The organism is Occultella kanbiaonis (genome assembly GCF_009708215.1).
In the GTDB taxonomy this organism is placed as follows: Bacteria; Actinomycetota; Actinomycetes; order Actinomycetales; family Beutenbergiaceae; genus Occultella; species Occultella kanbiaonis.
Map to the genome: position 1 here is coordinate 1,773,635 of NZ_CP046175.1, position 16,360 is coordinate 1,789,994.

14 protein-coding genes are annotated in these 16,360 nt (G+C 70.6%); 4 read left to right on the forward strand and 10 right to left on the reverse strand.

All coding sequences use genetic code 11. The features are described 5' to 3' along the window. The first annotated feature begins 57 nt into the window (after positions 1-57). A complete protein-coding gene (locus GKS42_RS08085; protein ID WP_168217786.1) occupies positions 58-1,551 on the forward strand; it encodes a family 10 glycosylhydrolase in 1,494 nt (497 codons plus the stop codon). Positions 1,552-1,650: 99 nt separating this feature from the next. Beyond that, on the forward strand, positions 1,651-2,739 hold the full coding sequence (locus GKS42_RS08090) for a LacI family DNA-binding transcriptional regulator (RefSeq protein ID WP_168217787.1): 1,089 nt from the start codon (positions 1,651-1,653) through the stop codon (positions 2,737-2,739). Here the strand turns inward: GKS42_RS08090 and GKS42_RS08095 are convergent. The 9 genes from GKS42_RS08095 to ptsP form a co-directional block, all read right to left on the reverse strand. Next, positions 2,714-3,151, reverse strand: coding sequence for an HIT family protein (locus tag GKS42_RS08095; RefSeq protein WP_154793361.1), 438 nt, complete (start codon positions 3,149-3,151; stop codon positions 2,714-2,716). The two genes, GKS42_RS08090 and GKS42_RS08095, sit on opposite strands and share 26 nt — an antisense overlap. A 1-nt stretch (position 3,152) precedes the next feature. Further along, the gene (locus GKS42_RS08100) at positions 3,153-4,481 is read right to left on the reverse strand and encodes an ABC transporter substrate-binding protein (RefSeq protein WP_154793362.1); all 1,329 of its coding nucleotides are present in this window, start codon (positions 4,479-4,481) and stop codon (positions 3,153-3,155) included. 45 nt (positions 4,482-4,526) lie between these two features. Continuing rightward, positions 4,527-5,411, reverse strand: a complete 885-nt coding sequence (locus tag GKS42_RS08105) for a carbohydrate ABC transporter permease (protein ID WP_154793363.1) — start codon at positions 5,409-5,411, stop codon at positions 4,527-4,529. Between the two features lies 1 nt (position 5,412). Beyond that, the gene (locus GKS42_RS08110) at positions 5,413-6,375 is read right to left on the reverse strand and encodes a carbohydrate ABC transporter permease (protein WP_154793364.1); all 963 of its coding nucleotides are present in this window, start codon (positions 6,373-6,375) and stop codon (positions 5,413-5,415) included. Between the two features lie 36 nt (positions 6,376-6,411). After that, positions 6,412-7,362 (reverse strand): D-2-hydroxyacid dehydrogenase, encoded by a 951-nt coding sequence (locus GKS42_RS08115; RefSeq protein WP_210769334.1) that lies wholly within the window; start codon positions 7,360-7,362, stop codon positions 6,412-6,414. Beyond that, positions 7,359-9,440, reverse strand: a complete 2,082-nt coding sequence (locus GKS42_RS08120) for an alpha-amylase family protein (protein WP_210769335.1) — start codon at positions 9,438-9,440, stop codon at positions 7,359-7,361. Before GKS42_RS08120 ends, GKS42_RS08115 begins: the two co-directional genes overlap by 4 nt. Before the next feature lie 237 nt (positions 9,441-9,677). Next, on the reverse strand, positions 9,678-10,559 hold the full coding sequence (locus tag GKS42_RS08125; protein ID WP_154793365.1) for an acyl-CoA thioesterase: 882 nt from the start codon (positions 10,557-10,559) through the stop codon (positions 9,678-9,680). Next, on the reverse strand, positions 10,556-10,981 hold the full coding sequence (locus tag GKS42_RS08130) for a globin (protein WP_154796601.1): 426 nt from the start codon (positions 10,979-10,981) through the stop codon (positions 10,556-10,558). Before GKS42_RS08130 ends, GKS42_RS08125 begins: the two co-directional genes overlap by 4 nt. Positions 10,982-11,110: 129 nt before the next feature. Beyond that, on the reverse strand, positions 11,111-12,799 hold the full coding sequence (gene ptsP, locus GKS42_RS08135; RefSeq protein ID WP_154796602.1) for a phosphoenolpyruvate--protein phosphotransferase: 1,689 nt from the start codon (positions 12,797-12,799) through the stop codon (positions 11,111-11,113). Between the two features lie 128 nt (positions 12,800-12,927). Between ptsP and GKS42_RS08140 the strand changes: the two genes are divergently transcribed. Continuing rightward, the gene (locus tag GKS42_RS08140) at positions 12,928-13,167 is read left to right on the forward strand and encodes a PTS sugar transporter subunit IIB (RefSeq protein ID WP_154793366.1); all 240 of its coding nucleotides are present in this window, start codon (positions 12,928-12,930) and stop codon (positions 13,165-13,167) included. Positions 13,168-13,196: 29 nt separating this feature from the next. Here the strand turns inward: GKS42_RS08140 and GKS42_RS08145 are convergent, their stop codons facing one another. Then, positions 13,197-14,060, reverse strand: a complete 864-nt coding sequence (locus GKS42_RS08145) for a mechanosensitive ion channel family protein (RefSeq protein WP_154793367.1) — start codon at positions 14,058-14,060, stop codon at positions 13,197-13,199. A gap of 149 nt (positions 14,061-14,209) precedes the next feature. On the opposite strand from GKS42_RS08145, the gene malQ reads away from it, so the two are divergent. After that, entirely contained in the window at positions 14,210-16,360 is a 2,151-nt protein-coding gene (gene malQ, locus GKS42_RS08150; RefSeq protein ID WP_174791057.1) for a 4-alpha-glucanotransferase, read from the forward strand.

Genomic DNA, 16,360 nt, shown 5'->3' on the forward strand with positions numbered 1-16,360 from the left:
TCGTACATGGAGGGGAACATGCGACGATCACTCGCAGCAGTATTGGGCCTGGCACTGGTGCCGGCCCTGGCATTGGCCGGACCGGCCGCCGCGGACGAACCCGAGGAGCAGTTCCGCGCACTCTGGGTCGACGCGTTCAACGTCGGCATCTACACGCCCGAGCAGGTCATCACGTTGGTCGAGGACGCGAGCGAGCTGGGCGTGAACGCCCTGATCGTGCAGGTCGGTCGGCGGTTCGACTGCTTCTGCAACGACGCGCTCTACCCGCGCACCGACGCCGCCGTCGACCCGGCGCCCTACGACCCGCTGGCCGAGGTCATCGACGTGGCGCACGCGGCCGGGATCGAGGTGCACGCCTGGGTGAACGCCACCACGCTGTGGAACTCGGCCACACCGCCCACCTCGCCGGAGCACGCCTTCAACGCGCACGGACCCAGCGCGACCGGCGCCGACCGCTGGCTGAACCAGCGTGAGGACGGCACCGAGCTCGTCGGAAACAACTCCTACATCGACCCGGCCAACCCGGCCGCCGTCGACTACGTCGTCGAGGCGATCTCCTCGATCACGGACAATTACGACGTGGACGGGGTGAACCTCGACTACATCCGCTACCCGGACTACAGCGCCGGCGAGTTCCAGAACGACTGGGGCTACTCCGAGACGTCGCTGGCCCGGTTCGCCGCCGAGACCGGCCGGACGGACCGCCCGGCCGTCACCGACGAGGAGTTCAGCCAATGGCGCCGCGACCAGGTCTCCGCACTGGTACGCAAGATCTACGTGGCGATGTACGGCTCCGACCCGAGTGACCGGCTCAGCATCAACGGCATCACGTACGCGTTCGGCCCGGTCAGCTACGGCGGTTGGGAGAACGCCCGGCCGTACACGAACGTGCTCCAGGACTGGGTGGGCTGGCTGGATGAGGGCATCATCGACACGGTCACCGCGATGAACTACAAGCGCAACTGGATGCCGGCCCAGGCACAGATGTTCACGGAGTGGAACGACGCACTCATCGCCAACCGCGCCGACCGGCACGTGGTCAACGGGCCGGCTCTCTACCTGAACGAGTTGCCGGACATCGTGGCCCAGGCGGAGGAGACGGTGGCCGCCGGATTCGACGGGTGGAGCGGATACTCCTATGCGAACTTCAGCGCCACGGCGACGGCGTCCACGGATCCCGCCGTCAAGGACGCCGAACGGGAGGCGGTGACCGCGGCACTTCGGGCCGGGCCGCTCGCCGACGACGTGGTGGTACCCGAGATGGAGTGGAAGACCCAACCCACCGCCGGACTTCTTGAGGGCACGGTCACGCTGAGGACCGGCGCGGTCGCCGACCAGGTGGAGGTGCGGGTCCAGCCTCTCGGCCGCACCCCGGGGGAGTCGTTCACGGTGATCACGGACGGGTCCGGGTGGTTCGCGGCCGTCGACCTTGCCCCCGGGCAGTACCGGTTGCGCGTGGTCGAGGACGGCGCCACCGGCACGGGAGCGACGGTCGTCGTCGTCGCCGCCGGTCGGATCACCTCGGCGGAGGTCACCGCCGGCGGGGTCTGAGGGTGCCCGCCCTCGTCGGCCCGGTCACGTGGAACGGGGCGGCGAGGGCGGCGGCGCGGTCCGACCCGCCAGGGGCCGTCTGCGTGTCAGGATATGGGCATGGATCGATCTAGTAGCGACGCCGACGCCACCCGTTCGCGCCGGGCGACGATCACCGACGTCGCCCAGCTGGCGGGGGTGTCGCGCTCGGCCGTCTCCCGGGTGTTCAACGCCCAGGGCGGCATCTCCGCCGCCACCGAGAAACGCATCCGGGATGCCGCGCGCAAGCTGCACTGGACCCCGAGCGCCACGGCGATCGCGTTGCGCTCGGCCAGGTCGCGCACCGTGGGACTGGTCCTGAACCGACCGGGGGTCGCCAAGGACGGCGACCCTGAACTGCCGTCCGGGATGTTCACCGGTCTCGAGAAGGTGCTCGCAAGGCACGACTTCGGGCTGCTGCTGCACATCGCCACGTCCGCGGAGCACGAGGAGCAGACCTACCGGCGGCTCGCCGAGGCCCGTCGCGTCGACGGCGTGGTGCTCCTGGAGTCACGGGTCGGTGACACCAGGTTCGACCTGGTCCGTCGGCTCGGGCTGCCCGCCGTGCTCCTCGGGACCCCGTGGGTGGAGGATCCGATCTCCTACATCGGCCACGGGCCTCGAGGCGCCGGGATGCGCGAGGTGGCCGAACACCTTCTCGAACTGGGCCATCGGTCGATCGCCGCGGTGAGCGGGCCGGAGGACTACGTCGAGTCGAGCCACCGGGACCGGATCCTCCGTGAGGTGCTCGCGGCGGGCGGCGCCGGACTCGTGGCGCATCGCCCGGGACCGTACACACCGGTCACGGCGGCCGAACGCACCCGGGCGATCCTCGAGCAGCACCCCGAGATCACGGCCATCGTCTATGCGACCGACGAGATGGCCATCGCGGGGATGGCGACCCTGCGCGAGCACGGTCTGCGGATCCCCGAGGACGTCTCCGTGGTCGGGTACAACGGCACCGATATCGGCGCGTGGTACTCGCCCGCGCTCACGACGGTCCGGCGTGATGTGTCCCAGCGCGGTCGGGCGGCGGCCCGCACGCTCCTGGGCCTGATGGGCGTGACGGTCGAGGCGTCGGATGAGCAGGTCGTCGACCCGGAGCTCGTGATCCGCGCCTCGACCGCACCCCCACGTGAGGCGGCTACGGCCACCGCGACTGCAGGCTGAGCGCGATCCGGTCCCGTTCCTCCTCGCCGAGCGGAGTGTCCTGCGCGTTGTAGGCACCGACCTTGGCGCCGCGCCGGTCGGCCGGCAGCTCCGCCATCCGCGGAACCAGGCTGAAGTGCAGATGCCGGATGCCCTCGGAGAACTGCATCACATAGGAGCGGTTCGCACCGACGGCGTCCACGAGCGCCCGCGTCCCCTCCCGCAGCACCGCGCCGAGTTCGGCCGCCTCACCTTCGGTCAGGTCTGCCAGCGATTCGACGTGCCGCCGAGGAAGGACGAGCATCCAGCCCGGGAGGGCGCTGCGGTGCGCGATCACCCGCCAGTGCTCGGTCACCCGGACCCGCTCCCGGGGCGGCAGGGCGGATTCCGGTTGGGCGTTCCCGGCGCAGAGCGTGCACTCGGTCATCGTCACGTCACTGAGCCGTGAGGTAGCCGGCGGCGTCTGAGACGAGGCGCGCGACCGCCTCGGTGACCGTGACCTCGCCGTAGGCGATCTCCTCACCGATCCTGGTGAGGGCGCCGTTGAACTGCTCCGATCCCTCCGGCCGGATGGGGAACGGTCGGGCCGGGTGCTCCATCTCCCGCGAGATCTGTTCGATGAAGGCGGTCTCCGCACCTTCGAGGTCGGGAGTGAGCCCGTCACGGATCTCGGAGGAGGACGGTGCGCCCTGGTTGAGCCGGGTGACATCGGCCGCAGCGGTGTCGTTGATGAAGAAGTCGATGAGTGCGGCGGCGACCTCGGGGGAGTCGGTGTTGGCGGCTGCGCTGATCAGGATCGGCGGGAAGAACCACCAGTCGTCGGTGGAGTCGGCGAAGGACGGGGTGCTGAACAGCCCGAGCGTTGCCTCGGTGAGTCCGGAGACGATCGTGAAGTGGTTCGTGCTGGACAGCCGCATCGCGGAGGTCCCGAGGACCAGGAAGTCGCCGGACCAGCCGGCGCCGTTGGCCTCGCTCTGGGAGTCGGCCGGCGGCAGCACCCCTTCGTCCCGGAGCGTCTTCCAGAAGACGAACCATTCCTCGATCGCCGCCGGGTCGGCCGCGAGCGTGCCTTCGGGGGTGAACAGTTCGCCGCCGGCCTGTCGGATCCACGCCTCCAGGTGCCGGTGCGTGTCATCGAGCGTGGGGTCGTTGAGCCCGAAGACGCCGGTGGTGGGGTCGGCCACCTCGCGGGCGGCAGCAGCGAGATCGTCCCAGGTCGCGATGTCGCCGCCGAAGACGCCGGCAGCGCCCAGCAGGTCCTCGGCCGTGATGAGCGCCTGGCCGACGTAGTGCGTCGGCAGCGCGAACACGCCGTCGCCGACCGTCCCGCTGGCGACGCCGGCGTCACCGATCGCGCTGACGTCGATCACGTCGTCGAGGTACTCGGAGAGGTCGAGCAGCGAGCCGCCGGCGCCGTAGCGGCCGACGTGCGTGTCCCGCATCCAGAGGACGTCCGCGAGGTTCCCGGCCGCGGCGGCGGTCGCCATCCGCTCGAGGTAGGGACCGAGGTCGGCGAACTCGGATCGGGTCGTGACGCCCTCATGGTCGGCTTCGAACAGCGCGAGGGCGGCGTCATAGAGCTCGGTCCGGCTCGCGTCGCCCCACCAGGTCACGGTGAGGCTCGCGTCGGCGTCGGACTCCGACCCGGAACCTCCGCCGCCGAATCCGGCACAGCCGGCGGTGGTCAGCAGGGCGCCGGCTGCAGCAGTGCCGAGGAAGGAGCGACGGGACAGGGGTGGGTTCGGGTTCAACGGGTTCAACATGGAATTCCCTTCAGGAGCGTCGTTGCTGGTGGCGGGCCGGGCCGGTTACTTCAGCCCGGTGGTGGCGATGCCGTTGATCAGGTGCTTCTGGGCGAACAGGAACACGAGGAAGAGCGGCAGGATCGACAGGATCGACATCGCGAACATCGGGCCCCACGAGGAGGCTCCGGTCGAGTCCAGGAAGGCGTTCAGCGCGATCGGGGCCGTGTAGAGCTCACGGTCGGAGATGTACAGCAGCGGCCCGAGGAAGTCGTTCCAGGTCCAGATGAAGGTGAAGATCGCAGCCACCGCGAGGGCGGGGCGCATCAGGGGCAGGATGATCCGCCAGAACACGCCGAACGGGCCGCAGCCGTCCACGGTCGCGGCGTCGTCGAGGGTCCTCGGCAGCCCCCGCATGAACTGGACCATGAGGAAGATGAAGAACGCGTCGACCGCGAGGAACTTCGGCACCACGAGCGGGAAGTACGTGTTCGTCCAGTCGATCGACTGGAAGAGGATGTACTGGGGCACGAGGGTCACGTGGAACGGCAGCATCAGCGTGGCGAGCATGGCGGCGAAGAGCGTCTTCTTGAACCGGAAGTCGAGCCGCGCGAATGCGTAGGCGGCCAGTGAGCAGGACAGGAGGTTTCCGAGCACCGAGATCGCCGCGATGACGAATGAGTTCAGGAAGAACGTCGAGAACGGGATGCCGAGCGCGTCCCAGCCCTTCGTGAAGTTCTCCGTCGTGAACGTCGCGGGCAGGAGACCGGGGTCGGAGAAGATGTCCGACTCCGGTTTGAAGGCGCTCGCCACCATCCACAGGAGCGGGTAGACCATGGCGACGGCGCCGAGCAGGACGACGCCGTGCAGGACGATCCGACGCCACGGGCGACGCTGCGGCCTCGGGGCCGGGGCGCGCACCACGGCGGGTTGCGTGGTTGTCGAAGTCATGTCATTCCCCGTCGTAGTGGACCCAGTACCGGGAGGTGAAGAAGGCTGCGCCGGTGAACAGGCCGATGACGACCAGCAGGAACCACGCCATCGCCGAGGCGTAGCCCATGTCGAAGTCGGTGAACGCCTTCTGGTAGAGGTACAAGGTGTAGAAGAGCGTGGAGTCGACCGGCCCGCCGGAACCGCCGGAGATGATGTAGGACTGCGTGAATGCCTGGAAGGCATTGATCATCTGCAGCACCAGATTGAAGAAGATCACCGGGGTGAGCATCGGCATGGTGATTCGCCGGAACCGCCCCCACGCGTTCGCACCGTCGACGCTGGCCGCGTCGTACAGCTCCTGTGGTACCTGCCTCAGGCCGGCCAGGAAGATGATCATCGGGGAGCCGAACGTCCAGACATTCAGCACGATCAACGTCCCGAGCGCCCATTCGGGTGTGGCGATCCAGTTCGGCAGGTCGGTCAGCCCAAGAGCACCGAGCGCCGTGTTGACGAGCCCGGAGCCCCCGAAGATCTGACGCCAGAGCAGCGCGATCGCCACGCTGCTGCCGAGCAGGGAGGGCAGGTAGTAGACCGAGCGGTAGAAGGCCAGGCCCCGCAGACCCCGGTTCAGCAGGGTCGCGAGCGCGAGTGCGAACGCCAACTGGAGCGGCACCGAGACGAGTACGTACTTCAGGGTGACCAGGCACGCGCTGACGAAGCGTGGGTCGTCGGTGAACATCCGGACGTAGTTGTCGAAGCCGACGAACGACAGCCGGCCGAGCAGGTTGTAGTCGGTGAAGGACAGGTACAGCGACGCGATCATCGGCCCGAGGGTGATCCCGAAGAGCCCGACCAGCCAAGGCAGCAGGAACAGCCAGGCGGCCCACCTGCGCTTGCGCCGGCGGCGTCCGCGCTCGGGGAGGTCGCCGGTCGGGGGGACGGCGACGGTGGTCCCCGGGGGTGATGCGGTGTTCACGCTCATCAACGCCTCCTTTGGCGTAGCGGTGCGGGCCTTGAGTCAGTACCCGGCGGCCTTGTCGACGACGTTCGCCAGCGGGGCACCGTCCAGGAAGCGCTCGAGATTGCCGAGGAAGATGTCCCCGCCGCGTGCGGCGGTGGCCCCGGTGGTCGCCCCGTTGTGCGGGGTCACGACGACGTTCGGCAGGTCCCAGAACGGACTCTCCGGCGGGAGTGGCTCGGTCCCGTGTGCGTCCAGGCCGGCCCCGGCGATCCACCCCTCCCGCAATCCCCTCAGGAGTGCCGTGTCGTCGGCGATCCCGCCCCGGGAGATGCAGATGAAGTAGGCGTGAGCGGGCATCGCCCGGAACGCGGCCTCGTCGAACAGACCCCTGGTGTCGGCCGTCAGTGGCACCGTGACCACCACGAAGTCGGCCCGGGCCAGTACCTCGCGGAGCCGTTCCGGTGCGAACAGCTCGTCCACGCCGGGCACGGGGCGGTCGACCCTGCGGCGGACGCCGAGCACGTGCATGTGGAATGCCTTCGCCTTCGCGGCGAGGTCCGCGCCCGCGTTGCCGAGCCCGACGATCGCGACCGTGCGGCCGTTGAGCTCACCGTGGGTGAACCGGTCCCAGCGGTGCTCGGCCTGGGCACGCTGCCAGCGCGGCACATCCCGGCTGAGCATCAGCATCAGCAGCATGGAGTGCTCGGCGAGCGGGATCCCACCGTTCCCGGTCGAGCTCGTCAGGGTCACCTCGCTGGCGAGCATCTCCTCCGACAGGTCGGCGTTCGCTCCCGCGGCCCAGCTGTGCACCCAGCGGGTGTTCGCCGCGGCCGTCAGCTGGCCCGGTCGCAGCGTGCCCGCGATCGCGGTGGCACGTGCGAGGGTGTCTGGGCCCGCGTCGGCGGCACTCGACACGATCTCCAGGACGCCGCGGCCCGCCAACAGGGCCTCGGCGCGGCTGCGTACCTGGTCATCGAGTGATCCGAAGGCGACGATGTGCTCGGTCAACTGTTCTCCTTGGTTGTGATCGTGATGACGTCGAACGTCTCGATGGCCGGCAGCAGCAGCTCGCCGGCGGGTGTCACGGGCACGTCCTGACCGGCGACGAGGGCCGTCGCCGCGGCGATGTGCAAGCCGCGCGGTGGCGTGATCCGAACGCCCGTGATCGGGATCGGCGGTCCGTAGGACCGTCGGCGCAGCCCGCTGTGGTTGACCAGGTGCACGACGACGCGCCCGTCCGCCGCGCGGTGCACGGTGTGTTCGAGCTGCTCTGGTGCCCAGAGGCGCAGGCAGCCCCAGGGATCGCCGTCGGGCCCGGTCCGAGCGCCCGGCACGCTGCTCAGCAGCACGTCGCGGATCTCGCGGGTGCCGAGCCTGTCGTAGGTGCGGCCGGCGGTCCAGGGCAGGTAGGCGGCGGAGCCGGCCCCGTAGGAGCGGCTCGCGAGGCCCGGTTGGTCGGTGGTCCGCTGGCCGTGGGCCAGCTCCGGTGGCCCGTACGGGGCCGGGCCGATGATGGTGAGCCAGCGGTCGATGTCCGAGTGCCAGGCCATGCTGCGCCGGGCGCCGAGGATGGGGACGGTGGGAGCCGTGTAGACGCCACTGTCGGCGGTGGACTCCAGCCCCGCGCTGACATAGGTGCCCTTCAGCGACTCGACGTCGCCGACGACGGCGAGCTCCGCCGTCGCCGGCATCGACTCCAGCTGCACCCGGCCGCCGCTCAGGCCGCTCGAGCCGGTGGCGACGAGCGTGCCGCCGGCCTGGACGAATGCGTCCAGGAGCTCGGCGACGCCGGGAGGCAGCGGCCCGACGTCGGGGAGCACGAGCACGCCGAACCGAGCCAGCGAACCGTCCACGGCGAGCCGCGCGACCTCCTCCAGGGCAAGCACGTCGGCGGCCAGATGGACCTCGGCGAGGGCGTCGAACCAACCGTGGAACTCCTCCGTCGCCCCGGCGGCATCGGCGGGTTCCCTGCCTGCGGCCGGCGGTCGGATCAGGGCGAGCGGCGCGATCGGACGGATGCCGGCATAGAGGTCCTGGTGATCACGGTGGAAGCGGGTGATCGCCCGGGCCGCGGGGAGCCCGGCGTAGGGGATGTCCCCGGGCACGCCCATGATGTAGGTCGACGGTGTTCCGCCGCGCGCGATCGTCTGGGCGAAGTAGGTGGCGAAGTGATGGGGTTCCTCGGCGGCCATGCGGTAGGGCATGTCCACGAACGCGACCGAGTTCACCAGGACCGGGGTGTGCTCGTGGGCGGTGCGGGAGGCGCTCACCGCGGCTGAGGTCGCGTACGGCCAGAGCGGACGTCCGATGGCGTTGTTCGCCTCGTGGAAGACGATGTCGCTGGAGTCACCGAGGATCAGTGCGGCCTCCGGCCGGCGGGACTTGATGTGATCACGGATCCGCTCGGTCAGGGTGGCGACCGTCTCCCGGGCGTAGGCACGCCAGCGCCCGTACTCGGCGTCGTCCGGACCCGCCGGCAACCGCGCACCACCGGCGAAGGCCGCGAACCCCGCCACGCACGCGTCGCAGTGACAGACACCGTGGTAGGTGCCCGCGTAGTCCACCTCGTTGAAGCCGAACCAGTTGCAGAAGAAGCCATCGACGTCGTAGCGGCCGAGCACCTCGTCCAGGACGTCGAGGGTTCGCTCCTGGTAGTAGCCGGCACTCGGGCACGTGCTCACCAGACCCTGGTAGATCTGGCGCCCACCGTCCGCGCTCCGGAAGCACCACTGCGGGAAGCGGTCGGCGATCCGGGGAGCGATCTTGGAGAAGTCCATCCGCGCCATGAGTCGGATCCCACGGTCCTTGGCGGCCCGGCGGCAGTCGCCGAACAGGTCGCCGCCGGGCCGCCGGGCCAGCAGCGGGTTGCGCGTCTGGAAGTCGAGATCGGTGGGATAGAAGGACAGGATGCCGCCGGCGTTGACGAGCCAGGTGTCGGCGCCGTGGTCCTCGATGGCGTCGAGGACGGCCTTCACGTCGAAGGTGACATCGGTCTCGCGCAGGTTGGTCTGGAACATCCGGAACGGTGCGTGCCACCAGCGGGTGGTCGGCTCCTGGTGCTGCTCCAGCGTGGACGTGGTCGTCACTGACCGGCTCCCTGTAGATCGTGGCGCCCTGGTCGGGCACGCACCGAAACTAGATCGATCTAGTAGGGATGTCAACCCCATGCATCGCACGGAGAAGGTGAATTGGCTGCCGGGTACTAGATCAATCTAGTTTCCACGCGACGAGAACTCGCCGGATCGGCGCGGACCAGTGGCCCGCTGCACCACGGCGCCGCGGGCGTGACCGGGGCGCCCCATGCGGGAGCGCGCGGACCCGGCCTATTCGCTCGGGATCTCCGGGATCCGGAGCATGCCCTCCTGGGCGATCGTCGCGACCAGCAGGCCGGACCGGTCGAAGACCTTCGCGACACCGAGGCCACGCCCACCGCTGGCGGACGGCGAGGACTGCGCGTACAGCAACCAGTCGTCCAGGTCGACGTCGCGGTGCCACCACATGGCGTGGTCGAGACTCGCCACGCTCGCGCCCCTGGTCCGCCAGCTGAGGCCGTGGCGACGCATGATCGGCTCGAGCATCACCTGGTCGCACGCGTAGGCGAGCATCGCGCGCTGCTGCAGCTGGCTGCCGGGCACCTCGGCCCGTGCGCGCATCCACAGGTACTGGGTGTCGGTCTGCTCCGCGGCCGGCTTCGTGAACAGGGCGCCGTCGACGTGCCTCATGTCGAAGGCGCCGTTGCGATAGAAGAACGCCGCGATCGGGTGGTCGAGCGCGTTGAAGAACTCGACGGAACTGGCCAGCTCCTCCGGCTGCGGCACCTGCGGCATGGTCTCGGCGTGGTCGAGGCCCTGCTGGGGTTCCTGGAAGGAGGTGATCATGGACAGGATCGGCTTGCCGAACTGGATGGCGTGGGTACGCCGGGCACTGAACGACCGGCCGTCGCGCATCCGCTCGATCGAGAACGTGATCGGCTCGTCGAGGTCGCCCGGGCGGAGGAAGTAGCCGTGCACCGAGTGCGGGAGCCGGTCGGGCGCCACGGTCCGCCCGGCGGCGAGCAGTGCCTGGGCGAGCACCTGGCCGCCGTAGACCCGTCCGTGGATCTGCGGCAGGGACCGGCCCGTGAACGTGTCCTCGTCGACCTGGTCCAGCTCCAGTGCGGACAGCACGGCCTCGAGTGGACGGGCCGGCTCCACCTCCTCGGTCACTGCGGCCCCCCGGGCTCTGCGGTGTTCACCAGGGAGAAGGCCGCGCGCTCAAGATAGTCGAGCAGGGTGGCCTCGTGCAGCGGGGCCAGACCGGCCTCCTTGACCGCGACGGTCATGAGCTTCAGCCACCGGTCGCGGGCCGTGGGGGTCACCGGGTAGGGCGCGTGCCGCATCCGTAGCCGCGGGTGCCCGCGGGTGTCCGAGTACGTGGTCGGGCCACCCCAGTACTGCTCGAGGAACATCCGCAGCCGGTCCTCCGCGGGGCCGAGGTCCTCGGGCTCGGGGTACATCGGGAACATGATGTCGTCCACTGCGACCTGCTCGTAGAAGCGGTGCACGATGCGGCGGAACGTGGGCTCGCCGCCGATCGCCTCGTAGAAGGAGTCCGGCCGGCGGGCCGGCGGCGCGTCGGCGCCGCGCAGACCGAGGCTGCGGCGTCCGGCCGGCTGGGGCGAGGCGGGGGAGGAGGCGGTACTCACCCGGTCAGCCTAATGCTCGCGGGCTCGCCGGCCCGCTCGGGCAGCCTGCCCGACGGCGGTGGGTGGCAGCCGTCACAGGCCCAGTTCGGCGAGGGCCGGCAGGGCGTCGCGGGCGGTCAGGCGGGCCGCGTCGGCGTCGTCGGTGCCGAGGGCGAGGGTGGCTGCGCGGCGGCACTGCTCGAGGGACGTCGCGGCGAGGACGGCGGCGACGTCACCGAGGGCTCGTGGGGTCATCGACAGGCTGGTCACGCCCATGCCGACCAGCACGGCGGCCAGGGCGGGGTCGGCCGCGGCCTCGCCGCAGACCCCGACGGGCCGCGACTGGGCCTGCCCACCCTCGCAGGTGGTTCTGATCAGCGACAGCACGGCCGGGTCCCACGGGGTCGACAACGGCGCCAGGGCACCGAGCAACCGGTCGGCGGCCAGGGTGTACTGCGTGAGGTCGTTGGTGCCGATGGACGCGAACGCGGCTCGGGCCAGGATCGGGCCGGCCAGCAGCGCGGCGCTGGGCACCTCGACCATCACCCCGGCGGTCTCGAGGCCGTGCCGGGCGCACGCGGCGACGAACTCCTCGGCCTCGCCGACCCGGGACACCATCGGAGCCATCACCCACACCTGGGCGGAGTGCGCAGCCGCGGCCGTCGCGATCGCGGCGAGCTGGTTCTCCAGCACGTCCGGATTCTTCCAGGAGGTGCGGAACCCGCGGACCCCGAGCGCCGGGTTCGTCTCGTCCGTGGGGTTCAGGAACGGCATCGGCTTGTCCGCACCGGCGTCGAGCGTGCGCACCACCACCTTCTTGCCGGCGAACGCGGCAAGCACGGTGCCGTAGGCCTCGACCTGCTCGTCGATGCTCGGCTCCGTGTCCCGGTCCAGGAAACAGAACTCCGTGCGGAACAGTCCGACACCCTCGGCGCCCGCCGCCGCCGCGGGCTCGGCCTGAGCCACCTCGCCCACGTTCGCGAGCAGTTCCACGCGGTGCCCGTCGCTGGTGGCACCCCGCCCGGAGAAGGTGCGGGCCTCGTGCTGCTCACTCGCCTGGGCGACCTCCTCGGAGGTGGGCGCGAGGACAACGGCGCCCGATCCGCCGTCGACCACGATCACGGCACCCTCGACGATCTGCGCGGCGGCCTCCCCGAGACCGACGACGGCCGGGATGCCGAGTGCCCGGGCGAGGATCGCGGTGTGGGAGGTGGGCCCGCCCTCGGCGGTGATCAGGCCGCGGACCACGGCGGGGTCGAGTTGCGCGGTATCGGCGGGCGCGAGGTCCTGCGCCACCAGGATGAACGGCTCGGTGCGGGCCGGCACCCCCGGCGTCGGGACCCCGGTGAGCCGGGCGACGATCCGGTCCCTCACGTCGTGGACGTCCCGGACCCGTTCCGCGAAGTACCCGCCGAGCTCCTCGAACTGGGCAGCGACGGCGGCGGCCGCCTCCCACAGTGCTCGCTCGGGGCTGACCCGCTCGGTCGTGATGCGCTGCCGGGCGTCCTTGATCAGCGTGGGGTCGGTGGCGATCTGGGCGGTCGTCTCCAGCACCTCCTTGGCGGTGCCGGTCACGGTCTCCGCCCGGGCCCTGAGCTCGATGGCGACGGCGTCCGCGGCGGTCGTGAGGGCCGCCTCCGACTCCTCGGGGGCGGCCGGGGAGCGCCGCAACGGCGGTTCCGGCACCCCGGCGGCGAGGCGAACAGTGGGCCCGGCGGCCCGTCCGGGGGAGACCCCGACGCCCTGGAGCGTGCTGCCCCCGGCGGCCTCGGCGCTGTCCATCTCGACGTTACTCACGGTGGTCCGCCTTCCGTCGCACGGGGTTCGTCATATTGTGGCCAGCGCGCTGGGGGGCGGGCACCGGTTGTAGAGTGTCATTCATCACAGGACGATGCTTGTTGGGAGAAGAAGTGAGCAAGGCCGAGGACATTCTCGCCGCACTGGGAGGCGACGCGAACGTTGTCGACCTGGAGCCGTGCATCACCAGACTCCGGGTCGAGGTGAATGACCCGGCGCTCGTGAACGAGGAGGACCTGCGCACCCACGGTGCGTTCGGTGTGGTCCGTTCCGGCCGCGTCGTGCAGGTGGTCGTCGGCCCGGAGGCGGACGACCTCGCTGCCGACATCGAAGGGCTTCGCCCCGGCAGCTGAGGCCCACGCCCCGGCCCGGCGAAGGCGCCTCACGGGGCGAGTTCGATGCCGCGCTCGGCGAACGCCACGGCGATCCGGTGGCGCAGTTCGCTCGCGACCGACTGGTCGTGGTCGGCGCTGACTCGCACCCGCCAGGTGAGCGCGACCAGGTCGGCGGTGACCTCGTTGATCAGGCACTCCGGCTCGAGGTGACTGACGACGTCCGCGTAGAGGTTCTCGTTGCGCATCTGTGTGGTGAGTTCGCTCAGGGTGGTCCGCACCAGGGTGAGGTCGGTGGTGCGCGCGACCCGGAGCTCCACCACCGCGAAGGCCCAGCCCTGCGTCAGGTTGGCGACCCTCAGGATCTCGCCGTTTCGGACGTACCAACGGCGGCCGTCGTCGTCGCGGATGAGGGTGACCCGCAGGCCCACCTCCTCGACCACACCGGAGGCGAGGATCCCGCCGCCGGTGCCGAGTTCCACGCGGTCGCCCACGCCGTACTGGTCCTCGATGAGCATGAAGCCGCCCGTGATCACGTCCCTGACGAGGGCTTGTGCCCCGAAGGCGATGGCGATGCCGACCACCCCGGCGGAGGCGATCAGGGGTGCCACGTCGACCCCGAGGGTGGTCAGGATCATCAGCACCGCGACGCTCCCGATGAGCGCGGTGGTCGTCGAGACGAGCACCGTCCGGAGGGTCTCGAGGCGCTGCTTGCGGCGCGGGTTCGGGGCCACGCCGAACTTCTCGGGCGTCCGCAGCAGACCCTTCGCCTCGGTGGCGATCAGCCCGCGTATGGTCCGGGAGATCAGGAAGCGCACGAGGACCGTGGTCAGGCTGGCGATCACGATGATGATCAGGACCGTCAGCGGGGCACCGGTCAGCGCGGCGACGACGTCGGGCGCGGCGATGTTCACGGCTGCCAGCCTAACCACGGGTGCCCGAGTGGCCGAGCACGCGGGTCCCCGGGCGTTGCCACGCGGACTATTGCCGTGCGCTCTGGCAAGATCAGGGCAGGAGTCGTCCCGCCACCATCTCGCACTGACTCAGGAGCCTGGAACCTCACGTGAACGATCAGGACAAGAGTGACGTCCTCAGTGACAGCCTGCGGGCTCTCGCGGCCGCGCATGGCGTCGCCACCGAGTTCTGGGACTACCACGGGAACCACCGTGCGGTGAGCGCCGGCACCATCACCGCGGTTCTCGCCGCGATGGACGTGCCGGCCGGCAGTCCGCGCGAGGTCGAGCGCTCCCTTGCCGCGTGCGACCTCGCGCCCTGGCGCCGCGTGCTGCCGCCGAGTGTGGTGGTGACGGCGGGGATCGAGTCCCGCGTGCCGGTCCACGTCCCCGACGGCGAGACGGTGCATCTGCGGGTGGACCTGGAGGACGGCGGCTCCCGCGCCCTGGAGCAGGTCGACGACTGGGTCGAACCGCGGCTCGTGGACGGCCGCTCGATCGGGCGCGCCACGTTCCTGCTGCCGATCGACCTGCCGCTCGGGTGGCACACGCTGGTCGCGACCGTCGGCTCCGGCGGCAGCGAGGTGGGTGCCGTCCTCGCGGTCACTCCCGCCGTGCTCGAGATTCCGCAGCTGCGCGATGATCTCGGTCATCGCGCCTGGGGGCTGATGGCGCAGCTGTACTCGGTCCGCTCGCAGCGGTCGTGGGGGATCGGGGACCTCGCCGACCTCACCGAGCTGACGTCCCTGAGCGGGGAGCTGGGCGCCGACTTCCTGCTCATCAACCCGCTGCACGCCGCCGAGCCGAGCACACCGATGACGCCGTCGCCGTACCTGCCGGCCACCCGCCGGTTCGTCAACCCGATCTACATCCGCCCCGAGGACATCCCCGAGGTGGGCTACCTGCCCACCTCCCAGCGCACCCTGCTGGAGTGGGGCATCGAGGAGATCCAGGGCACGAACACCGAACCCGGCCCGCTGGACCGGGACGCCGTCTGGGACGTGAAGAAGCCCGCCCTTGAGACCATCTACACCTCGGGCCGGTCCCGGTCCCGGCAGCGCGCGTTCGAGCGGTTCCGTACCGATCAGGGCCAAGGACTGGAGGACTTCGCGCTCTGGTGCGCCGTGCAGGAGAAGTATGACGCGTCCAACTGGCCGCTCTCGGTGGAGCAGAGCAGCCCGGCGCGAACTCTCGCGCTGCGCCGGGAACTGGCGCAGCGGGTGGACTTCCACTGCTGGCTGCAGTGGATCGCCGACTCCCAGCTGAAGCGCGCGCAGGAGACCGCGCTGGCATCCGGCATGCGGATCGGGGTGATGCATGACCTGGCCGTCGGCGTACACCCGGAGGGTGCCGACGCGTGGTCCCTACGCGAGGTGCTCGCCCGCGGGATCAGCGTCGGGGCGCCGCCGGACATGTACAACCAGCAGGGTCAGGACTGGTCCCAGCCGCCGCTGCGCCCCGACGTGCTCGCCCAGCAGGGGTACGCGCCGGTCCGGGACATGGTGCGCACGGTGCTGCGGCACGCGGGCGCGCTCCGGGTCGACCACATCATCGGACTGTTCCGACTGTGGTGGATCCCGCAGGGCGCCGGCGCGGCCCAGGGCACGTACGTGCGCTACGACCACGAGGCGACGATCGGGGTGCTCGCGCTCGAGGCGCACCGGGCCGGCGCGATCGTCATCGGTGAGGACCTCGGCACCGTGGAGCCCTGGGTCCGGGACTACCTGAGCGACCGGGGCATCCTCGGCACCTCCGTCCTCTGGTTCGAGCGCGAGAACGACCGACCGCTCCCGCCGGAGCAGTACCGCTCCCTCGTGCTGTCGACAGTGACCACCCACGACCTGCCGCCGACCGCCGGATACCTGGCCGAGGAGCACGTCGACCTGCGGGACCGGCTCGGGCTGCTGACCGAACCGGTCGCCACCGTGCGCCTGGCCGCCCAGGTCGAACGGGAACGGATGCTCGAGGCCCTGCGGCACCGGTTCCTGCTGCCCGAGGACCCCACCGAACGGCAGATCGTCGAGGCGCTGCACCGGTACGTCGCACAGACGCCGTCGGTGCTGATCGGGGTGGGCCTCGCCGACGCGGTGGGGGAGCGCCGCGCCCAGAACCAGCCCGGCACCGACACCGAGTACCCGAACTGGAAGGTGCCCCTTGCCGACGGCGGGGAGAAGGTCGTGTTGGTCGAGGACCTCGCCGGTAACGCCCGCTTCGCCTCACTGGTGGCCGCCCTGACGCAGGAACTGCGCGAGCAGGCCTAG